18 protein-coding genes and 1 pseudogene are annotated in these 25,193 nt (G+C 60.6%); 4 read left to right on the forward strand and 15 right to left on the reverse strand.

Annotation, left to right across the window (positions count from 1 at the left end; translation table 11 throughout):
• Position 1 precedes the first annotated feature (1 nt).
• The 6 genes and pseudogenes from I2456_RS16715 to I2456_RS16740 form a co-directional block, all read right to left on the reverse strand.
• A complete protein-coding gene (locus I2456_RS16715) occupies positions 2–2,527 on the reverse strand; it encodes a glycoside hydrolase family 2 protein (protein ID WP_241007735.1) in 2,526 nt (841 codons plus the stop codon).
• A 408-nt stretch (positions 2,528–2,935) separates the two neighbouring features.
• Positions 2,936–3,079 (reverse strand): hypothetical protein, encoded by a 144-nt coding sequence (locus tag I2456_RS16720; protein ID WP_163703938.1) that lies wholly within the window; start codon positions 3,077–3,079, stop codon positions 2,936–2,938.
• Positions 3,080–3,776: 697 nt separating this feature from the next.
• The gene (locus I2456_RS16725) at positions 3,777–3,938 is read right to left on the reverse strand and encodes a DUF417 family protein (protein WP_241007736.1); all 162 of its coding nucleotides are present in this window, start codon (positions 3,936–3,938) and stop codon (positions 3,777–3,779) included.
• 46 nt (positions 3,939–3,984) lie between these two features.
• The gene (locus I2456_RS16730; RefSeq protein WP_085075184.1) at positions 3,985–4,764 is read right to left on the reverse strand and encodes an RsiV family protein; all 780 of its coding nucleotides are present in this window, start codon (positions 4,762–4,764) and stop codon (positions 3,985–3,987) included.
• A gap of 258 nt (positions 4,765–5,022) precedes the next feature.
• Positions 5,023–5,186 (reverse strand): annotated as a pseudogene (locus I2456_RS16735) (IS481 family transposase); the annotation flags it as partial.
• Positions 5,143–7,728: an excinuclease ABC subunit UvrA gene (locus I2456_RS16740; RefSeq protein WP_085075183.1), complete on the reverse strand. Its 2,586-nt coding sequence runs from the start codon at positions 7,726–7,728 to the stop codon at positions 5,143–5,145. The gene I2456_RS16740 and the pseudogene I2456_RS16735, both read right to left, overlap by 44 nt.
• A gap of 541 nt (positions 7,729–8,269) precedes the next feature.
• Between I2456_RS16740 and I2456_RS16745 the strand changes: the two genes are divergently transcribed.
• Positions 8,270–8,794 (forward strand): MTB12 family secreted protein, encoded by a 525-nt coding sequence (locus tag I2456_RS16745; protein ID WP_085075182.1) that lies wholly within the window; start codon positions 8,270–8,272, stop codon positions 8,792–8,794.
• 527 nt (positions 8,795–9,321) lie between these two features.
• Here I2456_RS16745 and I2456_RS16750 read toward each other — a convergent pair.
• The 6 genes from I2456_RS16750 to I2456_RS16775 form a co-directional block, all read right to left on the reverse strand.
• A complete protein-coding gene (locus tag I2456_RS16750) occupies positions 9,322–11,802 on the reverse strand; it encodes an nSTAND1 domain-containing NTPase (protein WP_163703937.1) in 2,481 nt (826 codons plus the stop codon).
• 68 nt (positions 11,803–11,870) lie between these two features.
• Positions 11,871–13,892, reverse strand: a complete 2,022-nt coding sequence (locus I2456_RS16755) for a hypothetical protein (RefSeq protein WP_085075180.1) — start codon at positions 13,890–13,892, stop codon at positions 11,871–11,873.
• The gene (locus tag I2456_RS16760) at positions 13,892–15,241 is read right to left on the reverse strand and encodes a hypothetical protein (RefSeq protein WP_085075179.1); all 1,350 of its coding nucleotides are present in this window, start codon (positions 15,239–15,241) and stop codon (positions 13,892–13,894) included. The genes I2456_RS16755 and I2456_RS16760 overlap by 1 nt, the downstream gene beginning before the upstream one ends.
• 100 nt (positions 15,242–15,341) lie before the next feature.
• Positions 15,342–16,841 carry a hypothetical protein gene (locus tag I2456_RS16765; protein WP_085075178.1) on the reverse strand — a complete coding sequence of 500 codons (1,500 nt, stop codon included), beginning with the start codon at positions 16,839–16,841 and terminating at the stop codon, positions 15,342–15,344.
• Positions 16,842–17,329: 488 nt separating this feature from the next.
• Positions 17,330–18,205: a hypothetical protein gene (locus I2456_RS16770; protein ID WP_163703936.1), complete on the reverse strand. Its 876-nt coding sequence runs from the start codon at positions 18,203–18,205 to the stop codon at positions 17,330–17,332.
• Positions 18,205–19,347, reverse strand: a complete 1,143-nt coding sequence (locus tag I2456_RS16775) for a radical SAM protein (RefSeq protein WP_085075176.1) — start codon at positions 19,345–19,347, stop codon at positions 18,205–18,207. Before I2456_RS16775 ends, I2456_RS16770 begins: the two co-directional genes overlap by 1 nt.
• Before the next feature lie 217 nt (positions 19,348–19,564).
• Between I2456_RS16775 and I2456_RS16780 the strand changes: the two genes are divergently transcribed.
• The 3 genes from I2456_RS16780 (at position 19,565) to I2456_RS16790 (ending at position 21,939) form a co-directional block, all read left to right on the forward strand.
• Positions 19,565–20,122 carry a nitroreductase family protein gene (locus I2456_RS16780; protein ID WP_241007737.1) on the forward strand — a complete coding sequence of 186 codons (558 nt, stop codon included), beginning with the start codon at positions 19,565–19,567 and terminating at the stop codon, positions 20,120–20,122.
• 303 nt (positions 20,123–20,425) lie between these two features.
• Entirely contained in the window at positions 20,426–21,247 is an 822-nt protein-coding gene (locus I2456_RS16785; protein WP_085075173.1) for a hypothetical protein, read from the forward strand.
• 5 nt (positions 21,248–21,252) lie between these two features.
• Positions 21,253–21,939, forward strand: a complete 687-nt coding sequence (locus tag I2456_RS16790) for a hypothetical protein (RefSeq protein ID WP_139823286.1) — start codon at positions 21,253–21,255, stop codon at positions 21,937–21,939.
• Here I2456_RS16790 and I2456_RS16795 read toward each other — a convergent pair.
• The 3 genes from I2456_RS16795 to I2456_RS16805 all read right to left on the reverse strand — a co-directional run bounded on the left by I2456_RS16795 (position 21,881) and on the right by I2456_RS16805 (position 24,509).
• Positions 21,881–23,236: a tyrosine-type recombinase/integrase gene (locus I2456_RS16795; protein ID WP_139823285.1), complete on the reverse strand. Its 1,356-nt coding sequence runs from the start codon at positions 23,234–23,236 to the stop codon at positions 21,881–21,883. The two genes, I2456_RS16790 and I2456_RS16795, sit on opposite strands and share 59 nt — an antisense overlap.
• 78 nt (positions 23,237–23,314) lie before the next feature.
• Positions 23,315–24,049: a recombinase family protein gene (locus I2456_RS16800; RefSeq protein ID WP_085075172.1), complete on the reverse strand. Its 735-nt coding sequence runs from the start codon at positions 24,047–24,049 to the stop codon at positions 23,315–23,317.
• A 235-nt stretch (positions 24,050–24,284) separates the two neighbouring features.
• The gene (locus tag I2456_RS16805) at positions 24,285–24,509 is read right to left on the reverse strand and encodes a hypothetical protein (protein ID WP_085075171.1); all 225 of its coding nucleotides are present in this window, start codon (positions 24,507–24,509) and stop codon (positions 24,285–24,287) included.
• Positions 24,510–25,193 lie beyond the last annotated feature (684 nt).

Consider the following 25,193-nt stretch of genomic DNA (forward strand, 5'->3'; position numbering starts at 1 on the left):
GTTATTCGATCGCCACGGTGGTCGCCGACGTGTTATGCCCCGTCACCCGCACCCAGTTCGCCGGCGAACCCGTTGCGTTACCCCGCATCTCCACGGTCTCGCCCGGAAACACGGTCACGTAGTTGTCGTCATACTCAACCGGCAGGATCTCGTCGCCGTCGCGCGTCGACATGATCTCGGCGCGCTCGAAGAATGCGACGTTGTGCGTGGGGTTGTGTAACCGGATGACCACGCTCCCAGGGGTCGACTGACGATGGGCCGTGATGTCGAGCGGCACGCGCGGCATGTAGTTCAAGGCGGTCATGTCCGCCCAGCTCTCCTGCGTCGAGTCGAACGCCCGGTCGTTGTCCGGATCACCCACGTCATCGGGCTGTTGGGACTGCCAATACACGTTTTCCGCGACGACCTCGCCGGACGGGCGAGTCAGTTGACAACGAACGAAGAAGACGGGCGATTTGGCGAGGCCGCGCGGTAGCGTGATGGCGTCGACGGCGCCGCCGGCGGAAACGTTGATGTGCTCCGCGGTTCCGTCGGTCTGCAAATTCCCTTGTGTGTCGTAGACGCGCACCCGGACACGAAGATCCCGCTCATCGGAGGGCGATTGATTCACGACGCTGATCCGCGCCGAGTTGCCGTTATCCCTTGCGTACGAATCGAAGACGACCGAAAGCGGGCGTAGCCCCTTCTTGGCTCCGAAATATGCACCACCGGGGCGCAGGTAATAGTCGAAGAGCTGCCCGAAAAAGGACGGCCAATGACTGTTCAGCATCCAGTAGATCGTCATCTTGTGGCTGTCCCATCCCGCGGCGGCGAAGGACTCGAACTGCGCGCGGGTGGCCTCGTACTGAGCCAATTGCGCTTTGGCAGCGAACATCTCGGCACTGTCGGACGCGCCGTAGCGCATGCCGATTGAGCGCTGAGCGCTGAGCAAGGCGGCGTTCTTGTACTGGGCGCCTGCGTGGAACGACCACGTGTCGTTGATCGGCCACAAGTCGTCAGGCGGGATAAATTTTCGGAGGCTGGCGAACGGGGGGATCTGCTCATTACTGCCCTGTTCGGCCGACGCTCCCCAGGTAGCTCCGTAACGGCGGCTGAACCAGTAGGTGGGCGGTCGCCACGTATACGGTCCCGCCATATCGATTCCGTCCCATTGCGAAATGCCGTCGTTATCCCGCGTCTGGCGGGAGGCGGTATCGACGGCGGCGTTCTGCCAATGCAATTCATCGAGAATGGACCGGTATCGCGCGCGGATCGCCGGCGGAGGCAACCCGTCGCTGCCATTCGCCCACACAAACGCCGACGCGTGTGCCCGAAGCAGCTGAATCTGTGAGCGCATGCTTTCCATCGCCACACGCTGATCTTCGGCGTTCCACTGTTCCCATTTCTCCCACTGGTTGCAGCACATCCAGCCGGCCATCAGCGGAATTCCGAGCTCGTCGGCTTTCTCGACGAGGCGTTCGCTGGCGAGCTTGCCTTCGAGCCGGAGCATGTTGAGACCCAGATCCTTTGCGTACTGCAGGATTGCGGTTTCCCGGTCGGGGTCGTACTTGAAGAGCAGATCGGGCGTGTAGGCCGCGCCCCGCACCGGGAACTTCTTGCCGTTGACTTGCAGAAAGAAGTCTCCGCCGTCGCCGGAGAACCCCTCGTCGCGGTGCTGGGTAACGGTCCGAATGCCGAACCGGAGTTCGCGTGCGTCGCTGAGTTGATTGTCGACCCGGAACTCCAACCGAAGGTTGTGCAGCGTCGGCTGTCCCATGGTGTACGGCCACCACAGGTCCGGGTGCTGAAAGGTCAACTGCGCAAACTGATCTGGGGTGAATGTGACCTGCGTGTTCTCGCCGGGGGCGAGGACGACCGCCTGTTCGAGGTGAACCGTGGCGTTGTCCGGGCGAGTGATGGTGGCGCGGAGAACGCCGCGGGTGCGCCGTGGGGAATAGTTATGAACGTCTGCGCGTATCGTCAGCCGTGCGCTATCGGTGCGCGGTAGCGGGAGTTCTGAGTTAACGGTTGCCGAGCCAAGTTCCACATCCCCCAGCGCTTTCAAGTACACCGGTTTCCAGATGCCGGCGTTGCGGTCAGGAACGAATGACGTGCCTCGCCGGTCTGAATCGCCATTGGGTGGCGGAAGACCGAGGTAATCCCAGTTGATCCAGTCGTTCCAACTGTCGGCCAACTCGACACCGTCGACGTCCTGAAGCGCGCGCTCGGGTATCACCCTCACCGCCAGAACGTTTGGCTGCCCGGGCCGAATCAACGGCGTCACGTCGAACTGGTGAGCGGCGTACATGCCAACGGCCTGCTCGCGGTCGGCAACCAGGCGTCCGTTCAGCCAAATGTCGGCGCGGTAATTGATGCCGGGAAATCCCAACAAGTAGGTCTTTCGGCCCTCCGGGGCGGTGAACTGAGTGCGGTACCACCAATCGCGCTGATAGAGATCCTGCGGCACCTGGTCGCGAAGATTCTTCCCTACGTACAGATCCCGGTAGACACCGCTTTCACGAAGAATCTCCAACACGGTGGCCGGCATTCGGCGCACCTTGTACCAGGCAGCGGCGTCGTAGTTCGGCAACGACAGGACGTCGCCGTCCACCGACATCTTCGCCGCCGACGACAGCGTCCAATTGTCCGATAGCTCAACGCGCTCCGGTGAAGCAGACCGTGCCCGCGCGGCGACTGGGGTATGCGCCGCTGCGCACAACGACAGCGACGACAGGAGCAGCATGATGAAGGTCTTGACGACGACCTTCAGCATGTTTTCCCGATTCCTCAAGTTGAGCGTTCGGCCTATCATGCCGTTGGCCTCCGGCCGTGGCAACACGGCTCCCACCGGTTACAGAGACAGCGGCCACTTTTCATCGTGCGGCGGTCGCGTCACCGTCAAAATGTCTGGCGTCAGGCGGCTCAGCGGATCGCGTCGGTTTACCCACCGCTCAGGTCAGTTCCCGATGGGTGGGTGCGGATGGCCAGTCAGCGGAGAAAACGGTCCCTCGCCGACCTCCGGCGCCACCGTGTCGTCATCCTTCGACTCCGTGTCGTCGGCGGTAGAGCTGGCCGCATCATCGTCGTGGCGTCGGCTCATTACTGTCTCCTATCGGTTTTCGATCCGAGACCCATACCCGCGTTCGGTGGTTGGAACCCTCGAACCACTTCGCGGTGCCGCCGTCGAGTGCCCGCGGTAGGTGTCGAGGCGCTATCCAACGTGCGTGAGCTGCATAGACTGCGTCACGCGCGGCGGCCTGCCTCCGGACCCGCATATCGGCCGCGTGATGGCCGACTCGTCTTGGCCTTCAAGGGTATTCGGATCCCAGCTGGCGTAGCTGGAGTATGCTCCGGGGACCCGAGTGCCCTCCGGACAGAAAGCGTCGGAGTGCCAAACCAGTGTCCATTGTCCGTTGAAGAGACGTGCCTCCCCGAAGGCGGGTCCACCCGGTGTGTTGGCCACGGAAGCACACCCGTCACCGCATGGAGTGAAATACCAATCGTTGGTCGTGGTCTCACCGGATGCTGAGGTCACAGTCGAGATGTAGTGGCCGCTCATTGTCTGGTCCGCCCACGCGGTAGCTGCTGACCCGACGGCTAACCATCCGGCGAGCACGGCGACGGAGAGAATGCCTCGTAGAACGGTCATGATCCGATGTCCTCCCGGTCAGCGGCCTCTGTTACCTCCTAGATTTGCTATAGCACAAAGTCACACCAGATGGGCCCTTCGGTCGTCGGCGGCGCCAGGTTGCCACCACGGGTCTGGGTGACCTGGCGGGGCCCAGAAGGTGCTCAGTTCACCGGTGCTGAGCTCGCGGCCAGCCCGACCGAATCGCATCGGCCAACGTCCAGACTGAAGCACCCAGCAGGACGATGTCTTTGAGCAGGAACTCCGCGAGCAACGTAATAGCCGGGAAACCACCGCCTGCCGGTTCGCTGATGCCTGGAGTAATGAACAAGAAACTGATGGTCGCGATGAACAGCAAGACCGATACAGGCAAACTTTCAGGCCAGCATCGGGTCGATCGCCGATCGAGGCACGAGCACCTGGACCGCGCCGGCTGAGTCGGGCAGCAGCGTGCCTTGGTCGAAGAAGAAGATCACCCCGTCATTGGTCACCGCGAAATTCTGGTAGTTCGCCGGGTTGTACAGCGCGGTTTGCGCGACCGGGGATGCCGGTGGTGGCGTGGCACTGGCCGGCTGTCCCGGTTGCGGGGACGGAGTGGGCGGCCCGGCCGGCGATGGCGCCTGCTGCTTCTGCAGTTCAGCCTGGACGATCGGCGCTACGGTCCGCAGCGGGTCATCGACTCGCCACAACGGCGTGTTTTGTTTGTCGTCAGATGCGGCCGTGTAGACGATTTCTTTGCGGTAGCTCTGGTCCCAGTTGAATGCCTTGAACGTCGTCTGCGGTTGCGCGCCGCCGACGTTCCGGTACAAGTTGAACACAACAGCCTGCGTGCCCCGCGGTGGAATCGCCGAGCTGTATTCCGTCGGCTTGACCTTCAGCTGAGATGGTTTGTCGCCGGGCGCGCCCGATTTCGCCGCGCTGAGGAATGCGTCGCGTGTCTGGGAGATGAAGTCGGCGATCGGCTTCTGGTCCGGGTAATCGAGCGGGATGCTTATGTCGACGCTATACGCGGGGTCGGACAGCTGGATCTCACACGTGCGGCCGGTGTTGTTGCCCTTGAGGTCGGCGCAATAGTCCTTCGGCGCCGCCACCGCCGCCGCAGGAGAACCGAGGATTGCCGCAGCCGTGACGAGTACGGCAACGTTGAGCAGGCGCATTTGTGAATTCCTCCAAGCAAACGCGGCATGGCGCCGCGGACGAGCGATTAGCAAGCAGCACTCACGCAAGATAGGCAAGCGAGGCCGCCGCTTGCCTACCGTAGCTTGAAGTGAGGGTTCGAGCGAAGTCGCGCTCTGCAGACGAGCCTGATACCGCTGCTCGGCCACGCTCAACTCCCTTTTTAAGTAGGGCTGTTCAGAGTCGGTTGCTGGTTGACGTTTCTATGTCGGTTGATCCTTGACACTCTGGGTTATTGGTCAGGCCTGTTCGCGGCTGCGGAAGGCCGTGTGTTTCGTACCTCTGTGTGGGTGCGCGCGACGGTCTTGACCAGATCATCGCCGATGAAAAACCGCAGCAACCGGCCATCGACATGGACATCACAGCGCGCCCCGGCGTAATGGGCGCCCACACACACCTGCTGCCGGAGTTGCAGACGGCGCCAACCGCTTAGCCAGATACGGCGCCGTGCGGCTGTCTTTGGCGCGTGCCACCGTCTCAGGCGGGCCCGCTGCGATCACCCGACCGCCGTCGCTGCCGGCCCCCGGTCCCAGGTCGATCACCCAGTCCGCGCCTGCGACCAGCCGCATGTCGTGTTCGGCCACCACTACGGTGTTGCCCGCGTCGACCAGGCGGTGCAGTTGACGATCGAGCAGATCCACGTCGGCGGGGTGCAGCCCGGTGGTCGGCTCGTCAAGGACGTAGAGGGTGTGCCCTCGCCGGGGTCTTTGCAGTTCGGAGGCGAGCTTGATCCGCTGCGCCTCGCCACCTGATAGCTCGGTCGCGGGCTGTCCGAGACGCAGGTATCCCAGCCCAACCTCTTGCAGCGTGGTCAGGCTCCGCGCTGCGCTGGTGACGTCGGCAAGAAACTCCGATGCCTCATCGACGGTCATCGCGAGCACGTCGGCGATCGTCCGGTCGCGGTAACGCACCTCGAGTGTCTCGTCGGAGTAACGCGCTCCATGACACGCCGGGCAGGTGGCGTACGTGCCTGGCAGGAACAACAATTCGACGGATACGAAACCCTCCCCCTGACAGGTGGGGCAGCGACCTTCGGCGACGTTGAACGAGAATCTGCCCGCTGTCCAACCGCGGCGCCGCGCCTTGGGGGTCCCCGCGAATTCGCGGCGCACGGCGTCGAACAGGCCGGTGTAGGTCGCCAACGTCGAGCGCGGCGTGCGTCCGATCGGGCGCTGGTCAACTGATACCAGCCGGTTGATCTGCTCGACCCCCTCTGCCGTCACACCTGCGCTCGCGTCGTGATCGAGATCGATGATCTCGGTGTCGGCGTCGCCGTCGTCGGATTGGGCCAGCTCGGCAGCGCGTCCCGTGCCGAGGTGGCTGTTCACTACGTCGCCGAGGACCTTGACGACGAGGGTTGACTTGCCTGAACCGGACACTCCGGTGACCGCGGTGTACACACCAAGCGGCAGGTCCACATCGAGGTCTCTCAAATTGTGAAAGCAGATCCCGCGCAGCCGCATTAGACCGGAGTGCGTGCGGGGCTGACGAGACGGCGGCGTGGTCCCCTCGAAAAGATACCTGCGAGTGACCGACTCCTCGATGTCGGCGAGACCCGGCACCGGGCCGCTGTAGATCACGCGCCCGCCCAGTTCCCCCGCCCCCGGTCCAACGTCGACGATCCAATCGGCACGGCGCACCACGTCCATGTCGTGCTCGACCACGAATAATGAATTGCCCGCGCGACGCAGACGATCAAGCACGTCAAGGAGCGGTTCGGCGTCCGCGGGGTGCAGTCCGGCCGACGGCTCGTCGAGCACATAGAGCACGCCGAACAACCCGGCGCGCAATTGAGTGGCCAGTCGCAACCGCTGCAATTCGCCGGGTGACACCGTCGGAGTGCGGCGACTCAGTGTCAGATAGCCCAGGCCGAGATCTATGAGTACCTGCAGGCGCGCGACGAGGTCGGCGGCGATCATGGTCGCCACTTCGGTCAGCTCACCGGATTCCGTTGACTCGTAAGCGGCGGCGGCATCGGTCCGAGAAGCCGTCGGGCGCAAGGCATCAGCAAGGTCAACCAACGGCATCGCTACGTAGTCGGCGATGTTTCGTCCCGCGAAAGTCACCTGCAGCGCCTCGGGCCGAAGCCCGGAACCGTCGCATAAAGGGCACTCGATGCTGTCCACGAATTGCAGCACGCGGCGACGCATCATCGCGCTATGGGAGTTGGCCAACGTGTGGCGGACGTGGCGTTCCGCGCTGGAGAAGGTGCCGTTGTAGTAATAATCGGCCTGCACAGGGTGCTGGCTGGGATCGATTTCGACCGTTGGCTGCTCATCGGTGAACAGAATCCAATCGCGTTGCCGCTTGGGAAGTTTCCGCCATGGCTTGTCGATGTCGTACCCCAGCGTGACGAGGATGTCGCGCAGGTTCTGGCCTTGCCATGCACCGGGCCATGCGGCAACGGCACCTTCGCGGATGGTCAGCGACGGGTCTGGTACCAGTGTCTGTTCGGTCACCCGATGGATTCGTCCCAGCCCGTGGCACCCGGGGCACGCCCCGACCGCGGTGTTTGGGGAGAACGCATCGGAGTCCAGTCGTTCGGTGGCCCCCCGCGGGTAGGTTCCGGCGCGGGAGAACAGCATCCTGAGCAGATTCGACAGGGTGGTGACGGTGCCGACCGTCGACCGTGATGTCGCCGAGCCCCGGCGCTGCTGCAATGCGACGGCGGGCGGTAACCCGGTGATGTCGTCCACCTTCGGCGCGCCGGTAGGCAGGAGCAGGCGACGGGCATACGGAGCGACCGATTCAAAGTAGCGGCGTTGGGCTTCGGCATAGATGGTCCCGAAGGCCAACGACGATTTGCCGGATCCAGAGATCCCGGTGAACGCGACCAGCGCATCACGAGGCGCTACGACGTCGACACCCTGCAGATTGTGGACCCGTGTCCCGTAGACGCGCACACACGGGTCGATGTCATCGGTGCTTCTGGGCATATCTGTCATCGTGCTCGAGGAGTACCCGTGCTTGGGTCGCGCATGCATGATGACTGCTGGTTGGCCGCGGGTAACTCCTCACCGGACGGAGTGTGAAGGATCAACCGAAGTAAGTGTCAAGCATCAACCGAGGTCATACAGCTGGTGAAGCGGCGCTCGAACGGCGACCAGGATTGGCAACCCAGTTCTCCCTGCAACCAGTCGTCCACTGTAACTTGTTGTTAAACAATAGGATTCACCACCAAGCAGACCCGTCGGGATCCCCAGGGTAATGTCCAACCATTGCGACTCACTGGCAACGAATTATTCGGTACCGCACGTCCCTCAATGACACCGCCGGGGTTCGAGTCGCGGTTCCACACCCCAACCGCTGAGGCAACGAGGCCTGCGGCCAATCGATGAGCAGCGGCACTACGGTTTCCTAACAGGTTGATACCGATTAGGACAGAGCGGTTTTGGGCCCACACATTGATGCACGATGTCCTCAACAGAAATTGTCGGCATAACGATGCGCGGTGCACTCATGTCCATGCGCACAACAGGGAGAACCATGAAATCGATGAAGTCTATTGCCATCAGCGCGGCTGCACTGGCCATTGTTGGCGGTGGCGCCGCGGGGCTGGCATCCAGCGCATCCGGCACAGCACCTGCGGGTCCGCCGCAAGTTCAACTGGCCTCAATCGGCGCGCCGCTACCCCAGGACCCGCAACCCGCAACGACCATGATCCTGCCGACCTCTGACCAGTTGACCGGCATCCTCAATAACCTTTCCAATCCGGGCGTGAATTACCGGACCAAAGATGGCCTCGTCGAAGGCGGCATCGGGTCGGGCGAGGGCCATCAGATGGATCATGAGCTGCGAGTGGCCTACCGCAACGGCCAGCTTCCCTTGTCGTTTGTCGTCTCCAACATCCAACAGAACGGTCCGACTACGGTCATGTCCGATGTGGCCGTCTCGGGGCCGAAGCTGCCGGCACCGGTGACGAAGCCCCTCATGTTCGTCAATCAAAACGGTAACTGGGTATTGTCGAGCCCTTCCGCGACCATGCTGGTGCAGGCCGTCGCCGGGAACTGACTCAAACTTTCCGCGCGACCGCCGAACGTCGGGTGAAAGTGGGGCGGGCGGGGCTCGAACCCGCGACCAACGTATTATGAGTCCGCGGCTCTAACGCTGTGGCGACCAGGCGAAATGGTTCGGCGAAACGATCCAAATCGGCTGTAAGACAGCCTTTTTGACCGTCGCCAGTACGGTTCCGGTACGCCCTCGGTACGGCTACAAATCGCCCCCGGCCGCCGGGGTGACGCCGGGGTGAGATCGGCACCCGGTGTTAGCTAGGCCGGCAGCGCGACGGGACGGGCGATGCGTCGCACGCCCGATGGACGATCGAGCGGCATAAGTGCTAATCAACGCTGTGGTGATCGGTGCCGGATAAGCAGGTTCCGCCACTTTCTCCAAGGATGATCAGCTGCGTCCAGAGGTGCCAGTTGAGTTTGAGACAGGAATTTTGCGCGTTGTCGGTTATACGCATCTGCTCGATGCCGCCCGGACGGAGTTAGCCGAACACGAGTGAGGTCATCGACCGGCTGGCTCAGCTCAGGCCATTAGTGAGCTGGTAAATGGGGCCGAGGCTGACGCTCACCCTCATGTGTGACTTCGTACTTGGCGGGTCGGCTTCGATAGTCGATAAGCAGACTCGCTTCAAGTACCTCGTCCCGAATCCCGCCCAGGGTCCCAGCTTCGATACGAACCGGTATGAGATCCTCCGACTCATCGACGTTAACCGCCCCCAGCACGGGCGAGTTCGGCAGCGTGACGCTGAACGAGTCGGATCCGTTAAAGAGTTGCCACACCCGACAGTTATAGAATTCGGCAGCTCCGTTAATCCCAGGACCTATCCAGGTGTTGATGATCCGCGAGTCCCGGACGGACACTTCAAACCAATTATCCGGTCGTGTCGTTTCGACGCCCGCGGTCGGATCGGTCAGCATGCCGATCGGAATGGTTATGGTGAGCCCACGCAGCGCGGCAGCGAATACTTCCAACCTGGCCTCGGATTGTTCTGCCAGTTCCACCGAAGTGCCCGCAACGTGGCGTAGCGATAGTTTTCCGTTCTGCGGAAATACGCATGAGCGAAGCTTCAGCGAGCTCAGCCGTCCACCGAACATCGTTAATCCGCCCAGCTGCGGTTCAAATGGAACCAGGCGTGCATGCGTGTGCCCGGTGGGCACTGGCACAGCTGCGAGGCCAGCCGTCTCTGAGAACAGCATGGACCCGGCGATGTTCGTCTCGCGATAGCGATTGAGAATCGGAACTAGTTGCGGCGCCTGCACGTGAAAAGAAGGCTGCTTCTCCTTCTGTTCTGTCGTGAGATCGGCTGGCAGAGCATCGGGCTGGCCGACGATATGGCAGTCAACGAACTCCACGTCGTCAAGCAAACAATTAACGAATGAAACACCTTCGAACTGGCAGTTGTGGAAGGTGGATCCGCGGAAGTCGCAGCTGACGAACGTCGTTTTCTCGAATGACTTCGTGATAGTGCAATACGCCCAGCGCACATTCGCGATCACACGGGTTCGGTTGCTGCCCGTCCTCATCTCGTGGTCGGCGCTCTCACTGTGCCTTTCCGACGACCAATCTAGAATGGCTCCGCGGATCGCTGAGACGCGCGCGATCGCTTCCTCCGATCCTGTGCGGACGGTTTCACTCCACCGCGACAACCCGGCAGCGAATCGGTCGTGGATCAGGCTGACCATCACCCTGCCGGGCTCCGTGCTTGTCATACGGATGAGCGCGCAAGTACGCAACCATTCGAGTGCGAAGTGAAAGCTCCGTAGTTCTTCGAGCATGCTGTCGACCGGGCGCAGTCCGAGAAGCGCTCCGCCGGTTGAATCTTCGGGATCGAGTTCCCAGGGCCAGGTGCCGCCGTGTAGGCGGCTGCTGTCAAGAAGCTCCGAGCGGCGCACGGCAAGCCAATCGCGCTGATCTTCATCAAGATCAGCACTACCTGCGCTGTCGACTCTGGAGGCGAGGGCTGAGCGCGCGGCTTTCGCGACTGGGGCGGATGTGCCCATCACTACGCGATCGGCCAACTCATCGCGGTCAAGGCTGATCTTGTAACCGCCGCTCGAAAGATGTGCGGCCATGTTTACGACCAGCTCTCGCGTTCGAGTGGCAAGCGCAGTATCTATGCCCGCGGGCAAACAAGCTTCCCTGCAGTGGTTGAGGGCGACCTCCACCGACGTCGACAAACCATATTCGAACAAGCCCACGTTAGCCGGCTGTGACGCGTTGAAAGCAGTGGCACCGGATTTACGAATCATCTTCTGAACGTCGACACCTTCGATTCTGTGTCCTGTTTTGGTGCTCCACAGGCTGTACAAGGTGGCCTGCAGATGTAGGAGCCCAACCTCGGACCAACCAGGGGAATGGACGGTTTCTTCCCAGGCCGTTACCAAATGCCCGACCGCCTCGTCGGAGGCCGCCGGTCTGCCGGAGGAGGTGGTCGCAGCACGAATTATTTGCTCAATGATTTCTGCGTCGGTGATCGGAGCTAACTCATAGCGGGTCATCTGGAATGGGGCAATTTGGAGCCCGGCGCGGCCGGCCAGTTCGTGTTCATACTCAATGCGTAATGAAACGACAATCCGCACTCGCGATGTTTCGGTAGTCTCTTTGATCCATTCCAACAACTTTTGATAAGCGCTGGGTTTATATCTAATGAGCTCTTCGAATTGATCGAGGACCACAACCGCTCGGTCGGGGTAGTAACGGTCCAATTGCTCGATCAATGAAGGCTGCTCGTCTCCAAGGCGCACGCCTCTAGGAAGTTGCGCTGAAACCTGAGTTTCGATGAGCGTGGCGGGATCGAAGTCGTCCGGGGGGTTCCAGGTGTCGCACAACATCACGGCGAATCCCGAGCGTTCCAGTTGAGGCCGCACCGCCATATAGAGCGCGGAGGTTTTACCTACGCCTGATGCTCCGGTGAATACAACTACCGAATGATCCTGGACGCGTCGAGCAAACTCGTGCGCATCCGCGTCACGCCCATGTAGTGCGTTGGCTCCTTGTGCCAAGTCCGTCATCGGCCTCGGCCCTGGCCACGGACAGTTATCGATATGCGCGAGTTCTGTGCGCCAATTTCTGAGGAGGCTCATGCGTCGTCCTTGCCCAGCCTGCAATTCTCGTCATCAACTGGTCGGGACAATGGATCCAGAAGGTGGAGTGTGTAGTGGCGTAGGGCCTTCACCACCTCCGAATGATCAGCAGATACAACATCCAGTCCTTGCCACTGAAAGATGTCTCGTTGAGCCGGTTCTGACCTTCGATTGACCACCACCCCGGTCCAAGGAGTCTCGAACTCCGCCTCGGGTATGTCTCCTCTGATCGACTCCGCGGCTACTAACGCAGCGACCCGATGCCGCACAGCGTCGTCGCGTATTTGAACGCCGAGAAGCATCCAGAATCGTCGATCGAGGTTGGATGTGTCGTGGCGGGTTACCCTGTTGCCGACGAGTTCTCGCGGTAGCCTCACACTTTCTCGAAGCTCGGCGGTCCAATGATGCAGACCAGTGTGTTCGTCTAGCAATGCAGCGTGCCCGACGCTATAAGTTCCTCTGGGAAATTGCGCAACCTGGTGAAGGATGGCCTTGGTTTCCGTGTCGACCCCAATAGCAGGTAGCTGAGCCAGGGGACACCCAGTTAGTCTAACCACCACCGGCAAGCCCCAGAGCGGCGAATTTCCTTGACGCAATGCGTTTTCCCTCAAGAGGCTCCAGTTGCCTGCTTCGGTGAGTGCTTCCAAGGAGGGCTCGGCTCCGTCAACGGGTGCATTCACGATCCGGTAAAACCAGGCCAGCGATGCACGCCTCGCGGGCCCAGCGCCGCGCCACACCTCGAACGGGGCGACTTGGACGAAAGTCTCGCGCAGTGCATGCAACGCCATCTCTAGCTCTAGGTCAAAGGACGTTACGTATGCAACACCTGGGGGGAATTGATCACTGTGCGGAGATTCCCTGTGGTCTTCGTCGAGCTTTGCTTGCTTGGACATAAGCTCGGCGACCACGTTGTAGAAATTATCTCGATCGCTTTCCGAGCCGGGTCCTTCGCGCGATTCCCATGAATTCCGGGTGTTTCGCCACAACCCATCGGTTAGCCAGGAGATGAGCCCGTCGGCATCAACGAGGTTAGTCAGGAACGGCAAAGGGCGATCCGGGTGATACTCGCGTGACTTTAGTCCGATCAGAAAAAGTAGATCAGACCAACCGGCGTAGCGCTCAGTGTCACGTGTCATCAAGTGCCAGGTGATTTCGGTCAGCAGCTGCGCGTCCGCGATGCTCACAACCTGGAAATCGCGCTCAATTTGCAACGTAATCTGTTCGAGGTAGCGAGCTAAGAAGCAGAGGTCTTCACGCTTTTCAGCCAATTGAACGAAAATCTGCAAGTTTTTGGCCAATGGTTCCACGAGCTGGCGTTCGATATCGCGGAACTCATAGTCGTCGCTGAGCGATGAGGCCACATGCCAATGGCCAATCGGCTGGTTGCTCAGTGCGGCCGTACGGTGGAATAGCCGGGTCAGCAGTGCGGCGGCCAAGGCGGCTCTTGCGGCCAGCGTTTTCTCCGGGCGTGGCTCGCTTCTTTTGGGGTCAGTGTCCAAAGATTCGTAGGCAGGAAGAGAGATAGTTCGTGGCAATGACACTCTGGATTTAACTAGGCTTGCCGCGAAGTCGAACACGATTTTTGCCGTTTCGTCACCGCCTTTGTATAACTTTCCCCATTGTTTGGCACACGCTGCCAACTGCTCGGGGACGGCTGCAATATCCCCGGCATTCGCGTGGTCCGATGCGCTAAGACAACCCGTTCCCAGCACTGGTGTGATCCACGGAAAGGCTGCCCTGCGACGGACCCTGGCAGCATTATTCAAATCCTGCCGGTATTCCTGTTCGAGTGCCATCGTGTCCTTGCCAGCGCTCCGGGCAACATCAAGTTCCTTTTCAGTGCTGAGGGCTATCTCGTCGGCCGGTTTCGCCATCAAGTCGCGGAGGCCCTGTGTATTTATCTTGAGAAGTCGGCAGAGCGAACGGTCACCGGACCCTTCGTTGCGATCCTTGAGGTACTCATCCCAGCCTTCGTAGAAGACGCCGTCTTTGGCCCGACGCTGAATCCGGAAACCCACTAAGCCTGCCCTCCCGTTAGTTCTGTCGCACCCGCGGTTTGCCATTGGCCGATCGCTGTGTTGAGTTGGTCATCGAGATCAAACCCCGTTCGTGTGACCCTCCGGCGCAACGCGAGCCGGGCAACGGCGGAGCCGCGCTGATTCGTGACGGCGCTGCCCACGATAACGTCGGCGCGAACCTGCGGTTCGACTACACGAACAGCATCCATGAGGGAACCCGTGTCCACGTGCGCACCGTCTTCGCCCGTCCAGTGCACTACCAGATTCGCAAAATTGGGCGCGTTGCTGACCCTGGTGGCCAGCGGCATACTCTCGGGACAGGGTACCTGCAGCCAGGCCGCGACGTGTTCGAGCAGCAGGCAAGACTCGCCAGCTTCCACGTCCAATCTGCATGAAGAGTGTGTGGATCCCTGAAACCTAGGGTTGATCTCTGTAAAAAGCAGTTGGCCGTTGTGCAGCAAATAGTCGACGCCAAAAGATCCGAGATAACCGTGGTTGCGCAGCCAGTGACCGATTCGGGTCGTGGAGGTCTCGAGCTGACATATTACGGCATGATCGAAGTCACGAGCTAGGCCAAAGTCGTTACCGCAATAGCCAAAGTCTCTCGTAACGCAAGACTTTATTCCAATTAGCTGAACTGATGGGTGGTGGACGGTGACGCCGTCTGCCCACACGGTAGCGCCGATGTTAATCGGCAATGCGTTTTGAAGGTATGGTGCGACGCTTACGAAGGACTCAGCGACATTCGGCCACTGCCGGATCAGCTCTTCCGGGGAATGCACCCGGGTGAATCCCTCGCCGCCAGAGGTCCGGCTGCGCCGCAGAACAACTGCCCCCCGCGAACAGAGATCCCTGGCACGCAGCTGCTCCTCGTCTGCGATGTAGGTCCACGGAATGCTCGGCAAACCGAGGCCACGGATTGCACTTTCGACCCAGGGCTTGTGTTCGAAGGCGGATTGCTGGGCGCCGAACAGCCCGAGTTGAGTGCACCGGTCCTGTCTGGCAAAGTGAATTGCAGACAGAAAATTCGAAGGCCGATAGGGAAGCAGGACGCTCTCGGAGTTGAGCGCTGCCAGCAGTGCACGGCGAAACTCGATTGTGGCGTCTGCGTCGAGATGGTCATCGATATCCCATAGCTCGGGATCGAGCCGCATACCGGTGAGGTTCTCGTAGGCAAGTGATGTCATTAGCATGCGGTGTTCGTATGAACCCACTATCGAAAACGAAGCGTGAAGTTGGGGAAGATCCGCAAGAGGTTCGATGTCATCGCCACGGAGCCCGGCCCACACCAAGCGCCTGTTGCCGAGGCGTTGGCAAACTTCAGCCAAGAGCCGGACCCGGTTGGTCAAGACGCCTACCCCGATTTCTTTGTCAACCCCATTGGTGCCATGCCAGTAAGACGAGTTTACGAGCCGACCGGCGGGCCCAGTGGTCTGCGACTGACCTGCCTCAGAGCCAGTTTTCCGTAGACCAATCCTCGACGATCGAGAGGTCACGCAGGTCCAGCTTGTCCATGTTCAAGACGGCCATCACGGAGGGCGGGCGATGAGGGTCGGTTTCGTGTACCAACCCGATCGCTTGCGCGGGACCGGGAACCTCGGCGGCCGGTTGACCGTTGGCGTGGATGCTCGCCATGCCGTCCGAGTCCTCTCCTATCGCCACAACGCACAAAGAATCGCCAGAAAAGGCTGCGTCGATCGCCAATATGTCGGTTAGAAGAGGAAACGCGTCGCACGTTCGCTTCTGATCGTTATTTACGCGAATGAGCAAAGCCCTGTCTTCCCATAACACAGCGTCGAACACGGGAGCCGAGCACAGCTCTCGCACCCTGCGTACCTGCCCTGACGGCCAAACTTGCACAACGTAGGTCGAAGCGACGTCGCTCAGAACGCACATGACGCATGTCCGACCACTTCTGGCAAGCGCAAGGAGCCCCGTCGTATCGGCTGAGTCGGCGAAGGACATCGGCGCGGGCTTCCAGGGTTCCAGCTCCCCTGACCGGCTAACCCAGCTAATTCGGAGGTGGCCGGCATGGAGTACTCCCACTGCGCGGGCATCCGGTGATATTCGAACCCAATCCTCGCCGACAGATGGGCGGTGGCGACTAGTGGCGAAGACCGTTCCTTGGGTTCCACGCACCAAACGATGGACATCCCCGGAGCCCGTCCGGATGACACTGACCCAGCGCGAGTGGTGGGGGTTCGGAGACGTGGATTCCGATGTCACCATCGCTGAACCCTGTTTGCTGAGATCCACACCTGCGTCATCCGTTGCGTTCGAGACCTGATTGACCGTTGCTCGCCTGTTATCCGCCACAGTCATCGTGCTCGCCGTCGATCTGTGCTGAAACCGCTCACGCTCATACTCTGCGGGCTGAAAGTTGGCATCGCTGACCTCCCCCTCCCTGCGCTCGCGCTTTATCCGGCGCGCATCAAGCCAAAGAGCCCGCTCGACATGAGTCGCGAGCTCATCGTTAGTCCGGAAGATGCCGTACAGTCCTTTGCCGCCCCCTTCGCTTTCCATCGACGCGCGGAATTGTCGCAGACGCTCCCGCTCGGCGAGTCTCTCAGCGTTGTTCGCGATTTCCGCGGGAACGTCTCCGCCCCAGAAGTAGATGTGTGGGCCTTTGGCATTCCCCAATTCGACTTCTTCAACGCTGGCAGAGTATTTGTTTCTTGGCGTGGGGCTGCCAAGCCTGTGCATGAACAGGCAAATGAATAGGTCGCTGCCAGCGGCTATCTGTTCGTTGATTATTAACTGGCCGTCTGATCCCTCCCGATAGATAGCTACCGTGTCAGTGCTGTAATGCTTCGGAATGAAGACCACGCCCTCATCTTGAGCATGCGCGCTGTTCCATTTGCCGATCACATCGCGGACTAGTTGGGCCTGCTGTTGTGTGTCGCTTGGCCCGCAAATCATGAGTACGGCGGCGACGGGCGTGAACGTCATGATTCAAGTCAACCACTAGCGTCGAACACATCGGACACCCCGGCCGGGCGCTCGTGCGGTCTAAGCCATCAATCGCGAGGTGCCCCCAGGCTATCCTATCGACGTGGTTCATCGACCGCACTCGTCGGTCTCTATGCTCGCAGGCAGTGTTCAGCGCGCGCTTCCATTAGCGCATCACGGCGGCCCCGTAGCAGATGGCCGCTTTTAGCCACTCCGCCAGTACTTGAATGGCGGAGCCGTACCGCGGCGGGATATTGCCACCTATCCTCGCCGAGCTCCTCGGCGCAGCTGAATCAGGACTGATCTCGGCATCCGACTCGTCAACTACGTTCAGCCCTGCAGTTCAAACAAATCCTGTGTCGATGGGGAGGCGCTGTCGCCCTCGTCGAAGAGCCACAAACCACCGCCGATTTCAGCCTGACTGATTAGATCAACGGCCGGCTCAACTGCAAACAGATGGCGGTCGGCCGCGCACTCTTAGGCCTAAACTAAAAGAGGCTCGGATCTAGCACCCATTCGAGAATCGCCATACGGACATAGAGCCCTTCGTCACTCTGCTGGAATATTCGCATTCTGCTATCGGTCCGCGCCGCGGTGTCGATCTCGTCGATCACAGGCAGCGGACAGAGCACAGCTGCACGCGGGTGCAGCGCCTCCAGTGTCCCCGGTGTGACTCGTAGCCTGGTCCGGCCGGCTTCATCCAGTGCGCCATGCGGAATCCCTGCCACGTACAGGACATCCGTGTCTTCAAGCTCAAGCAGGGTGCGCCGTTCACTAATCTCTTCGAGCGCCGAAGGCAGGTGCAGACCATCCCCCAGTTCGTGGACAGTCACCAGGAGCAATCTCCGGGGAGGATTGCGGGCCAAAAACCCGAAAAGGCTTCGCACAGAGCGCATCCGGAGGTCGCCACATACCGCTATCACCTGATGCTCGGGCGCAATATGCAGTCTCCGCAGCGCGAAGACATCGATTAGACCTTGCGTTGGATGTTCGGCCCGAGGTCCTCGATCACCTCCGCTGATTATCGGGACAGTCAGATTTGCGGGCGCGGTCAGCTCCTCTTTCACCCTGGCCACGACTACATCGACGTATCCTGCGACGGTGCGCAGAGTGTCGTGTACCGATTCGGCCATCGACACTGGACTGCGGCGCTGCTCGGACGCTTCCACCGAAGCCGCGCCGAGTCGCGCTGCCGCCGCCGCGAATCCGACCCGCGTCCGCAGGGATGTTTCTAAGAACACCAGGCCGATAACCGCCGCTACACGAGTATTGGCCTTTGCGCTCGCGGTGCGATGTTGCTCTGCTCGGAACATGATCCAGTCGACCGCCGAATCGGAAAGATCATCAGCCGACCGCAGAAGCATCAGCTGTGCCCGAGCATTGTGGGCCGCTTGTGCGGGTATGCAAGCGTCCCGTCGGTGCCAGTCGCAAAATTCAGCGTGTTGTGGGTGCATGGAGGGCAGTCGGGGCCAATGGCGACGCCGTACCTCTCTACGATCTCATGTGCCTCAAGGTACGTCTTCAGCATCAGATCGGTGGAGGGCGGGTGTAAGCTGCGCAGCGGAGTCGCGGGATCAGGTCGGAACGGGCTCAGAACCGGAGTGCCACCCCGTTCGGCGATAGCGCGTACACCGGCGAGCGTGTCCTCGGGGGGCTCGAGGCCCACCATGAGCATTGAGCGGGTGCGGCCTATTCCTAACTCATTACTTGCCCGCTCGATGAAGTCTAGATAGAAATTAAGGCCCTGGTTGTATTTCTGGCGAGCGTATTCACGTGTTCGTTCCCGGTTAAAGAGTTCGATGTTGATCGACAGTTCATTTAGCCCCAACTTTGCCAGCTCCCTGAGATCAAAGAGTTCTGGGAGTGGCACCATCATGATGTCGATCGGCACGTCCGGAAGCTCGACGAGCATACGTGCGTAGAGTTCCCTTAGCCAGCCGACGTCCTTCGGTTTGGGCGTGCCACCGGAGATGAGCAGATGGTGCGCGGGCTGAAGTGGGTCGGTGACTGCGGTGCGGACCGCTGACAAGGCGGCCTCCGGCGACTTCAACGCGTATACGTTGATCGGATCGTCGTACGGAACGTTGCAAAATGTGCATGTCATCGCACAACTTCGCACCGGTGAGAGCCGCGCCCGGTCGCCATGCGTCACGACAAAATTGTTTATCGGTCCCCATGGACCGGCCGTCCCGTGATATGACGGCTGCGGCCAGAAAGACGCACCGACGCTGAGCCCCTCCCCCTCCACCCGGAAACCGTCGTCGTAAAGCAGCTGATAGGGAGTATGGGAAACGAAATTTCTATTATATAACTCGATTGGCGCATTCACCCAAACGTCGTCGTCGAGTTCAAGAATAATACCGGATGTCGATGCGTAGTCATGAGGCGACACCGCGCGGTCACCATTGAGTTCCCGAAGAGCCCGTCGGGCTGATTCGGCCAGCGACAATCCTTTGTCAAATAGAGCGAACTTGAGCAGCTGAGCTGGGGTGAGCGCGTTTGACATGGCCGTCTACCTTGCGATCTTGCTTTGCGACGTCACAAATCGGCGATTGCTCCTGGTATTTGGTGGCGGTTGCGCGCGGTCTAGTATCGCTCTCATCGGATCTGGGAAGACGGGTCAGAGAGTGACAGGTAATGTTGTGGGTTCGGCTATCGATCTTATCTTGACACGGCACAGTGTTCGAGGCGGGTTCGATGCCAGACCAGTGCCAACGGGCGCTTTGGAGCTCATCGTTAGGTGCGCGCTCGCAGCACCTTCATCGAAGAACGCCCAACCCTGGCGGTTCCATGTGGTTCGAGACCAGAAAGCGCTGGAAGCGATCGCCGACGCCGTCCGCGACGCTGAGGACGCTTCGACCTACGTACCGCACGACCCGCGAACCGGTGCGCCGTACCCCCAGTATGTCTCTACCGTTGTCGAATCGGCTGGGGCCCTCGCCGAGGTTTCCGCTGCCATCTTCGTCGAGAATCGCGGTGTCTTCAGCGGTGGCCGAACCACACTGGCCCGCGCAACACCGGAAGCCCTGAACGGCTCTCTGACAGGGTATGGGCTGGAACTTGTTGGCCTCGGGGCAGCGGTCGAGAACATGTGGCTAGCTGCCCACGCGCTCGGATTGGCAGCAGCATTTATGGGCGACGTCGTTGTCGCTGAGAACGCGATCCAGCAGAGATTGAGCTTCACTGGCGACCTAATCGGTGTGCTGGCGCTCGGATACGTTGGAACCGACCCCAACATGCCGCCCGTTCCCAAAGCCGAAGGTCTAGTGGTTTGGCACTGAGAGCAGACGGAAAACCACATGGTCCATTCAACGAGCGGCGATTGATGATTAGCGCCGACTCGTGGAAGTGGCCGAAACCCAGACTCGGTGGACAACCGCTTTGAATCACCCTGAGTGGGTCGCGAGGGCCGCTCTCGATGCCGTCGCGAAAAGGCCTCACCGGTTCGACTGGAAAAGCGCCGCTGAACGGCTGGTGAAGGCCCTGTTGCGAGTTGAGGGCGTCGGCGCGTATACCGCGACGGCGGAGGCCATGTGAAGATTATGCGACGGTTTAGTCGGAGCACCACTTAATAAGGGGGACTGATGATTGATGCGAAGGGCGTATTGGTGATGATTTCGGCGCCGGGCGACACCTCTGAAGAAGTGGATGCCATCAAAAGCGCCTTGCACGGCCTCAACGGTGCGCGCGCCGAGCGGGACGGCGTGATTGTGCTACCCCAACATTGGAAATCCGACGCGATTCCGCGAATGGGCTCGGGCGGCCCGCAGGGCATTATCAATGAGCAGATTGTCGATAAGGCAGACATCCTCGTGGCGCTGTTTGATAGCCGATTAGGACAAGCGACAACAAACGCGGTGTCAGGGACCGCCGAGGAGATAGACCGCGCCATAGACCAAGGCAAATTCGTCCACGTGTGGTTTTCAAACGAGGACTTGCCCCGGAATGCCGACCTCGACCAGCTTGCCAAACTCCGCGCATTTCGCGCCGACCTCGAAAAGCGTGGGCTACTTGGCGAATACGCCAATCCTCAAGACCTTGCTTACCAGGTACGCGCCGCGGTTGAGCACGACATCTACGAGATGGATTTAACAGCCCGCCCTAAACCAACCGCACATAAGGCGGCCGCCGACCACGCAATGCCGAGGCTGCGGTACGACGACGGTAGTAAGCGCGTCATTCTCGAAAACAAGAGTCAAACCGTTAAGGCCGAACAGCTTACACTCGAAGTGATCGAAAAAGGCCCATTTAGGCTTTTTTACGACGGCACACCGATCGACCTCCCGCCGCTATCCGAAGTCAGCTTCCCCATCACACTCGCTTGGGGCGCCAACAAGATCATTATTAGAGTCAGATGGCTTGAGAATGGCGAAATCCAGGAAGAGACAATCACTCTGACGTTCTAACCACCATGCTTCTTGTACCGCTTGCACCTCTCCCCGTAGAGATCACAAATCACACCGAGTGGTGGCAACCCTGGCTCCCGGTCGGCACCGGGCTAGTGGTCGCGATGGTCGCGTTCGCCGGGGTTCTACTAAGTAACCGCACCAACCGTCGTGCGATTGCCGCCGCCGACGGACGAGAAGTAGACAAGTGGCGAAGAGATACGTTGCTGCGTCTCTGTTCGGATGCGGTGACGGCATCACTTGATGTCGAAACTCTGTACGAGAAGGGAGTCGAGGAACGGCAAAATCTCGACGGAGACGCCATAGCTGCAGCGATTCACAAGATCGGACCCGTGGCTGAAACGATCAATCTGATCGGGATCACTGCCCTCGTCGAACTCGCCCGACGGCTAGAGGAAGCGTGCAATGGCATCCAGACCTATGCCGAGGAATTCGTCGTCGCAAGAATCACATATGAAAACCTTCTGGACGACTTCAAGAACGCCTCCCCTGAGGCTACGCCCTTGGAGGTAGCAGCGGCTTCCAACGAGGCTAGGCAAGTAGGGCTCACGAATGCCGAGTCAGAATTTGCAGCCTCTATCGCGCGGATGGCTACAGTACGCGGATTCTTCATTCAAAAGGCCGGCGAGGTTCTCAACGAGAAGACCTCAAAGGGAAAGAAACGACGTTGGTACTTCCTTCATCTCCGCTAGTCTGGCCAGGTGGTTCCGGCAACGGGTTAACCGCGCCACCGTCGTCCTCGGGTATGTAATCGCCGTACACGTCCAACGTCAGCGTGAACGTGCTGTGTCCCAGCCACTTCGAGACCTGCATGAAGTGGACACCCGCCGAAAGCCAGAGTGTCGCCGCCGTATGCCGTAGGTCGTGTAACCGCACCCCTTGAACAGCGGGTGCATCTTTCGTGGCTGGGCGGCTCGCCGGTAGGCCGACAGCTTCCAATGCCGGACAAAATACGTTCTTATAGAACGCCCCGGTGTCGACGGGCTCAGAGAAGTCGATCGGCGCGACCGCAAGTTGGCCGCGCTGACGCGAGCCGCCGAGTGCGCAATTCGGCCACAACGGCGCGGTTGGCTCCTTAGCGCGTGGGTGCGTGTGCTCGAGATAATGGCGCATCCGCTCCGCGAGCCACCCCGGCAACGGCACCGCGCGTGCGCTCTTGGCGCTCTTGAGCGTGTCCGTTACCCATACCCGGGCTCGTCGCTTCTTCGCCCGACGAACGTTCACACTCGCGCGGACGCCATCCGGTCCCAGCACGAAGATGAGGCCAGCTACCTCGCAGCCGGCTAGCTCCTCCGCACGCAGGCCGGTATACGCGGCAAACAGCGTCAGGAGCTCGTACACGGGGTATCGCCTACCGACGCTGGCCGCCACGGCCCCGACCTGCTCGGCCGTTAGCGGGTGGTGCCGCCGGTTCCGGCGTTTCGCGCTGTTGGAAGAAAAGTCAACTCCATCAGCCGGGTTCGACGCAATTGCCTTGTGTCGCATGGCATACACGAACACGCCGCGGAGCACTGACCAATGATGCTTTAGCGTGGCAGGTGTCAACCCGCGCGCCACCAGTCCGGCAAGATACCGCTCGCAGTGGGCCGGGGTAATCGACGCGATCGCCTTTGCGCCGAACTCCGGCAGCGCGTACACCGCTAGGCGAGCTTCATAGCCGTCGACGGTGTCTGCCTTCACCTTGGCGGAAGTGACCTTCACACGTTGGGAATCGAGCCACGCGCGCGCGTAATAACTGAACGTCAACGCGGCTGCCTTCTTCTGCTCAGCTAGGGCGGTTGTTGTGCCGAAGTGCTTGGCATTGTTGAGCTCGTCCCGGCGTGCCTCGGCATCTTCTCGCGTTGGGTAACTCTCCTGCCGTGAACGTACCCGGCCCGGTATGGGCATACCCCTGGCGTCCGTGGCGGGCTCCCGCCAAACCACCTCATACCGCTTTACGGTCTTGCCTTTGCGCTTTTGTTTCGTGTCGTAGCTGCGGATGTACGCCATGTCACGACTGCCGTTCTGTCAGTGTGGGTTGGATGTAGGCGTAGGTGATACCTCGAAGAATGTTGCCTATCGTGTGCCTCATGCGGCGGCATTCTGTCTGCTCCCGCGGGACAAGATGCGCGCGGCCACAGGACTGGTCCAACGACCGCCGCGCTTGGTCGGGTAACCTTCAGCGGCGAGCACACGCGCGATCTCCCGGGTTGACGCGCCCTCCCCTGCCATGGCTCTCATGCGAGCCAAGGCAGCTTGCTCGGCGGGTTCGACCACCAGCGCACCGTGCGGGTTCTCCGGGTTCGGCTTGTCTACCCGCCAACCATATGGGGGTGAGCCTGTGGCGTGCCCACCGTTCGCAGCCTTGGCATTGCGGCCGTCACGCAGCCGCTTGGCGATGAGTCGGCGATCCAATTCATGGAAAACTCCGCGCATCTGGCGCATGGCTGTCCGCATGGGGTCATCTGGATCATCGCGCGAAACCTCCTGCGGGGGAACGGAAGTAAAGACCGCGCACGACTCGCTGCCCCAAACCTCCGCCAGCACGGCCTCTTGCACGCTCACCGCGCGGGCAAGCCTGTCGAGCTCACGCACGATGAGCGCGTCCGCTTTGCCGTCGCGGATGATCGTCAGGGCGTCGAGTAGGCCGGGACGCTTGGACACGTCGAGGGCACCGCTTTGCCCCTCGTCGATGCTCCAGGCGACAATCTTCGCGCCCAGCGCCTTGGCCGCTTTGCGGACGGCCTCGCACTGCACATCGAGCCCATAGCCTTTGTCGGCCTGCTCGATGGTCGAGACTCGCAGATAAGCAACGAGTTTCATGACCGGTCAACCCTCTTGTTCGGCATGTTCGACGTGCCAGGCGTAGGTCGAGACGTAATCCATGATGTTCTCGTAGTCGGCTTCAGCCAGCACTGTGTTAGCTTCCCCTGCAACCACATTCCACACGCCGTTGTCGCGGATGAGCGTTATCGCGGCAGACTAGCCATTGCTTTTCTTCTCCATGTGCTAGCTCGTTGGAGTCGCCCCTGGCCGGCTGCCAATCGGCCGGGAGTGGTCACTTCGCGGCGGGGAAGGCCGCCGCCTTCGGCGCGCGATATGGGCCGGTTTGACGCCGCGAAGCTAGCCAGTTCAAGGCATCTCGCTTCGAGAACAGGTTCTTATTACCCAGTCGGGTTGGGACGATCTCGCGCCGTAGCACCGCCCACTTGATAGTGCGGCGGGTAACGGGAATGCCTTCTTTGTGATGCAGGTATTCCCACAGCTCATCTTCGCTGAGCACTGGCTTTCCTCCTCATTCACGGACAACTCCCGGAAGGTCTGGCCCGCTAAGCAGGCAGATACCGACGACCGCAACAGGCTTGTTACGGCCGAGTTCCCTTCTGGTTGTCCCGAGACCTCTAGCGCCGAAGGGCCGCCAAACACATTCGGCGAGGCCGGTCTCTATAGCGTACGCCACCCGCGCCGCGCCCGCCGACGTATTAAGGCCGGCGAACGCGACAGCGGGACAACCGATTACAGCACGCGCATGCCCTTCTTCTCAGCGCGTGACACCCAATCGAACTCCGAAACGGCGAACCGAATTACGGATGCGTACGGGTACGCCTGCAGGATTTCGCTGTGCTTATTCAGGAGTGCTTCGGCGCTCAGGTACAAGCCGACCCGTGTAGCTACCCAGGCGTCTGTGCCTCTGGCGATCCGCCGGGCGGTTATGCAGCGTGGCAACTTGTCGTCACGCCACCACTCGACGCGCCCAATGGGCATCGTCGGATCGGATGTTATTGATGGAACGGTCATTGTCATGACTTTCTCTCGGTACTCCCCGAGAAACCTAGAAGGGTGCCCCGGAAAGCATTTCCACCGCATACGGTTGTGCACGATGGTGCTGTCCGTGGCACCCACTTCACGCCCAAGGGTGTCGTCACGGGCCTACACGCGACCTGGGTTCCACTGCACGTCGCTCGTA

The sequence above is a fragment of the Mycobacterium kubicae genome (assembly GCF_015689175.1).
GTDB lineage: Bacteria > Actinomycetota > Actinomycetes > Mycobacteriales > Mycobacteriaceae > Mycobacterium > Mycobacterium kubicae.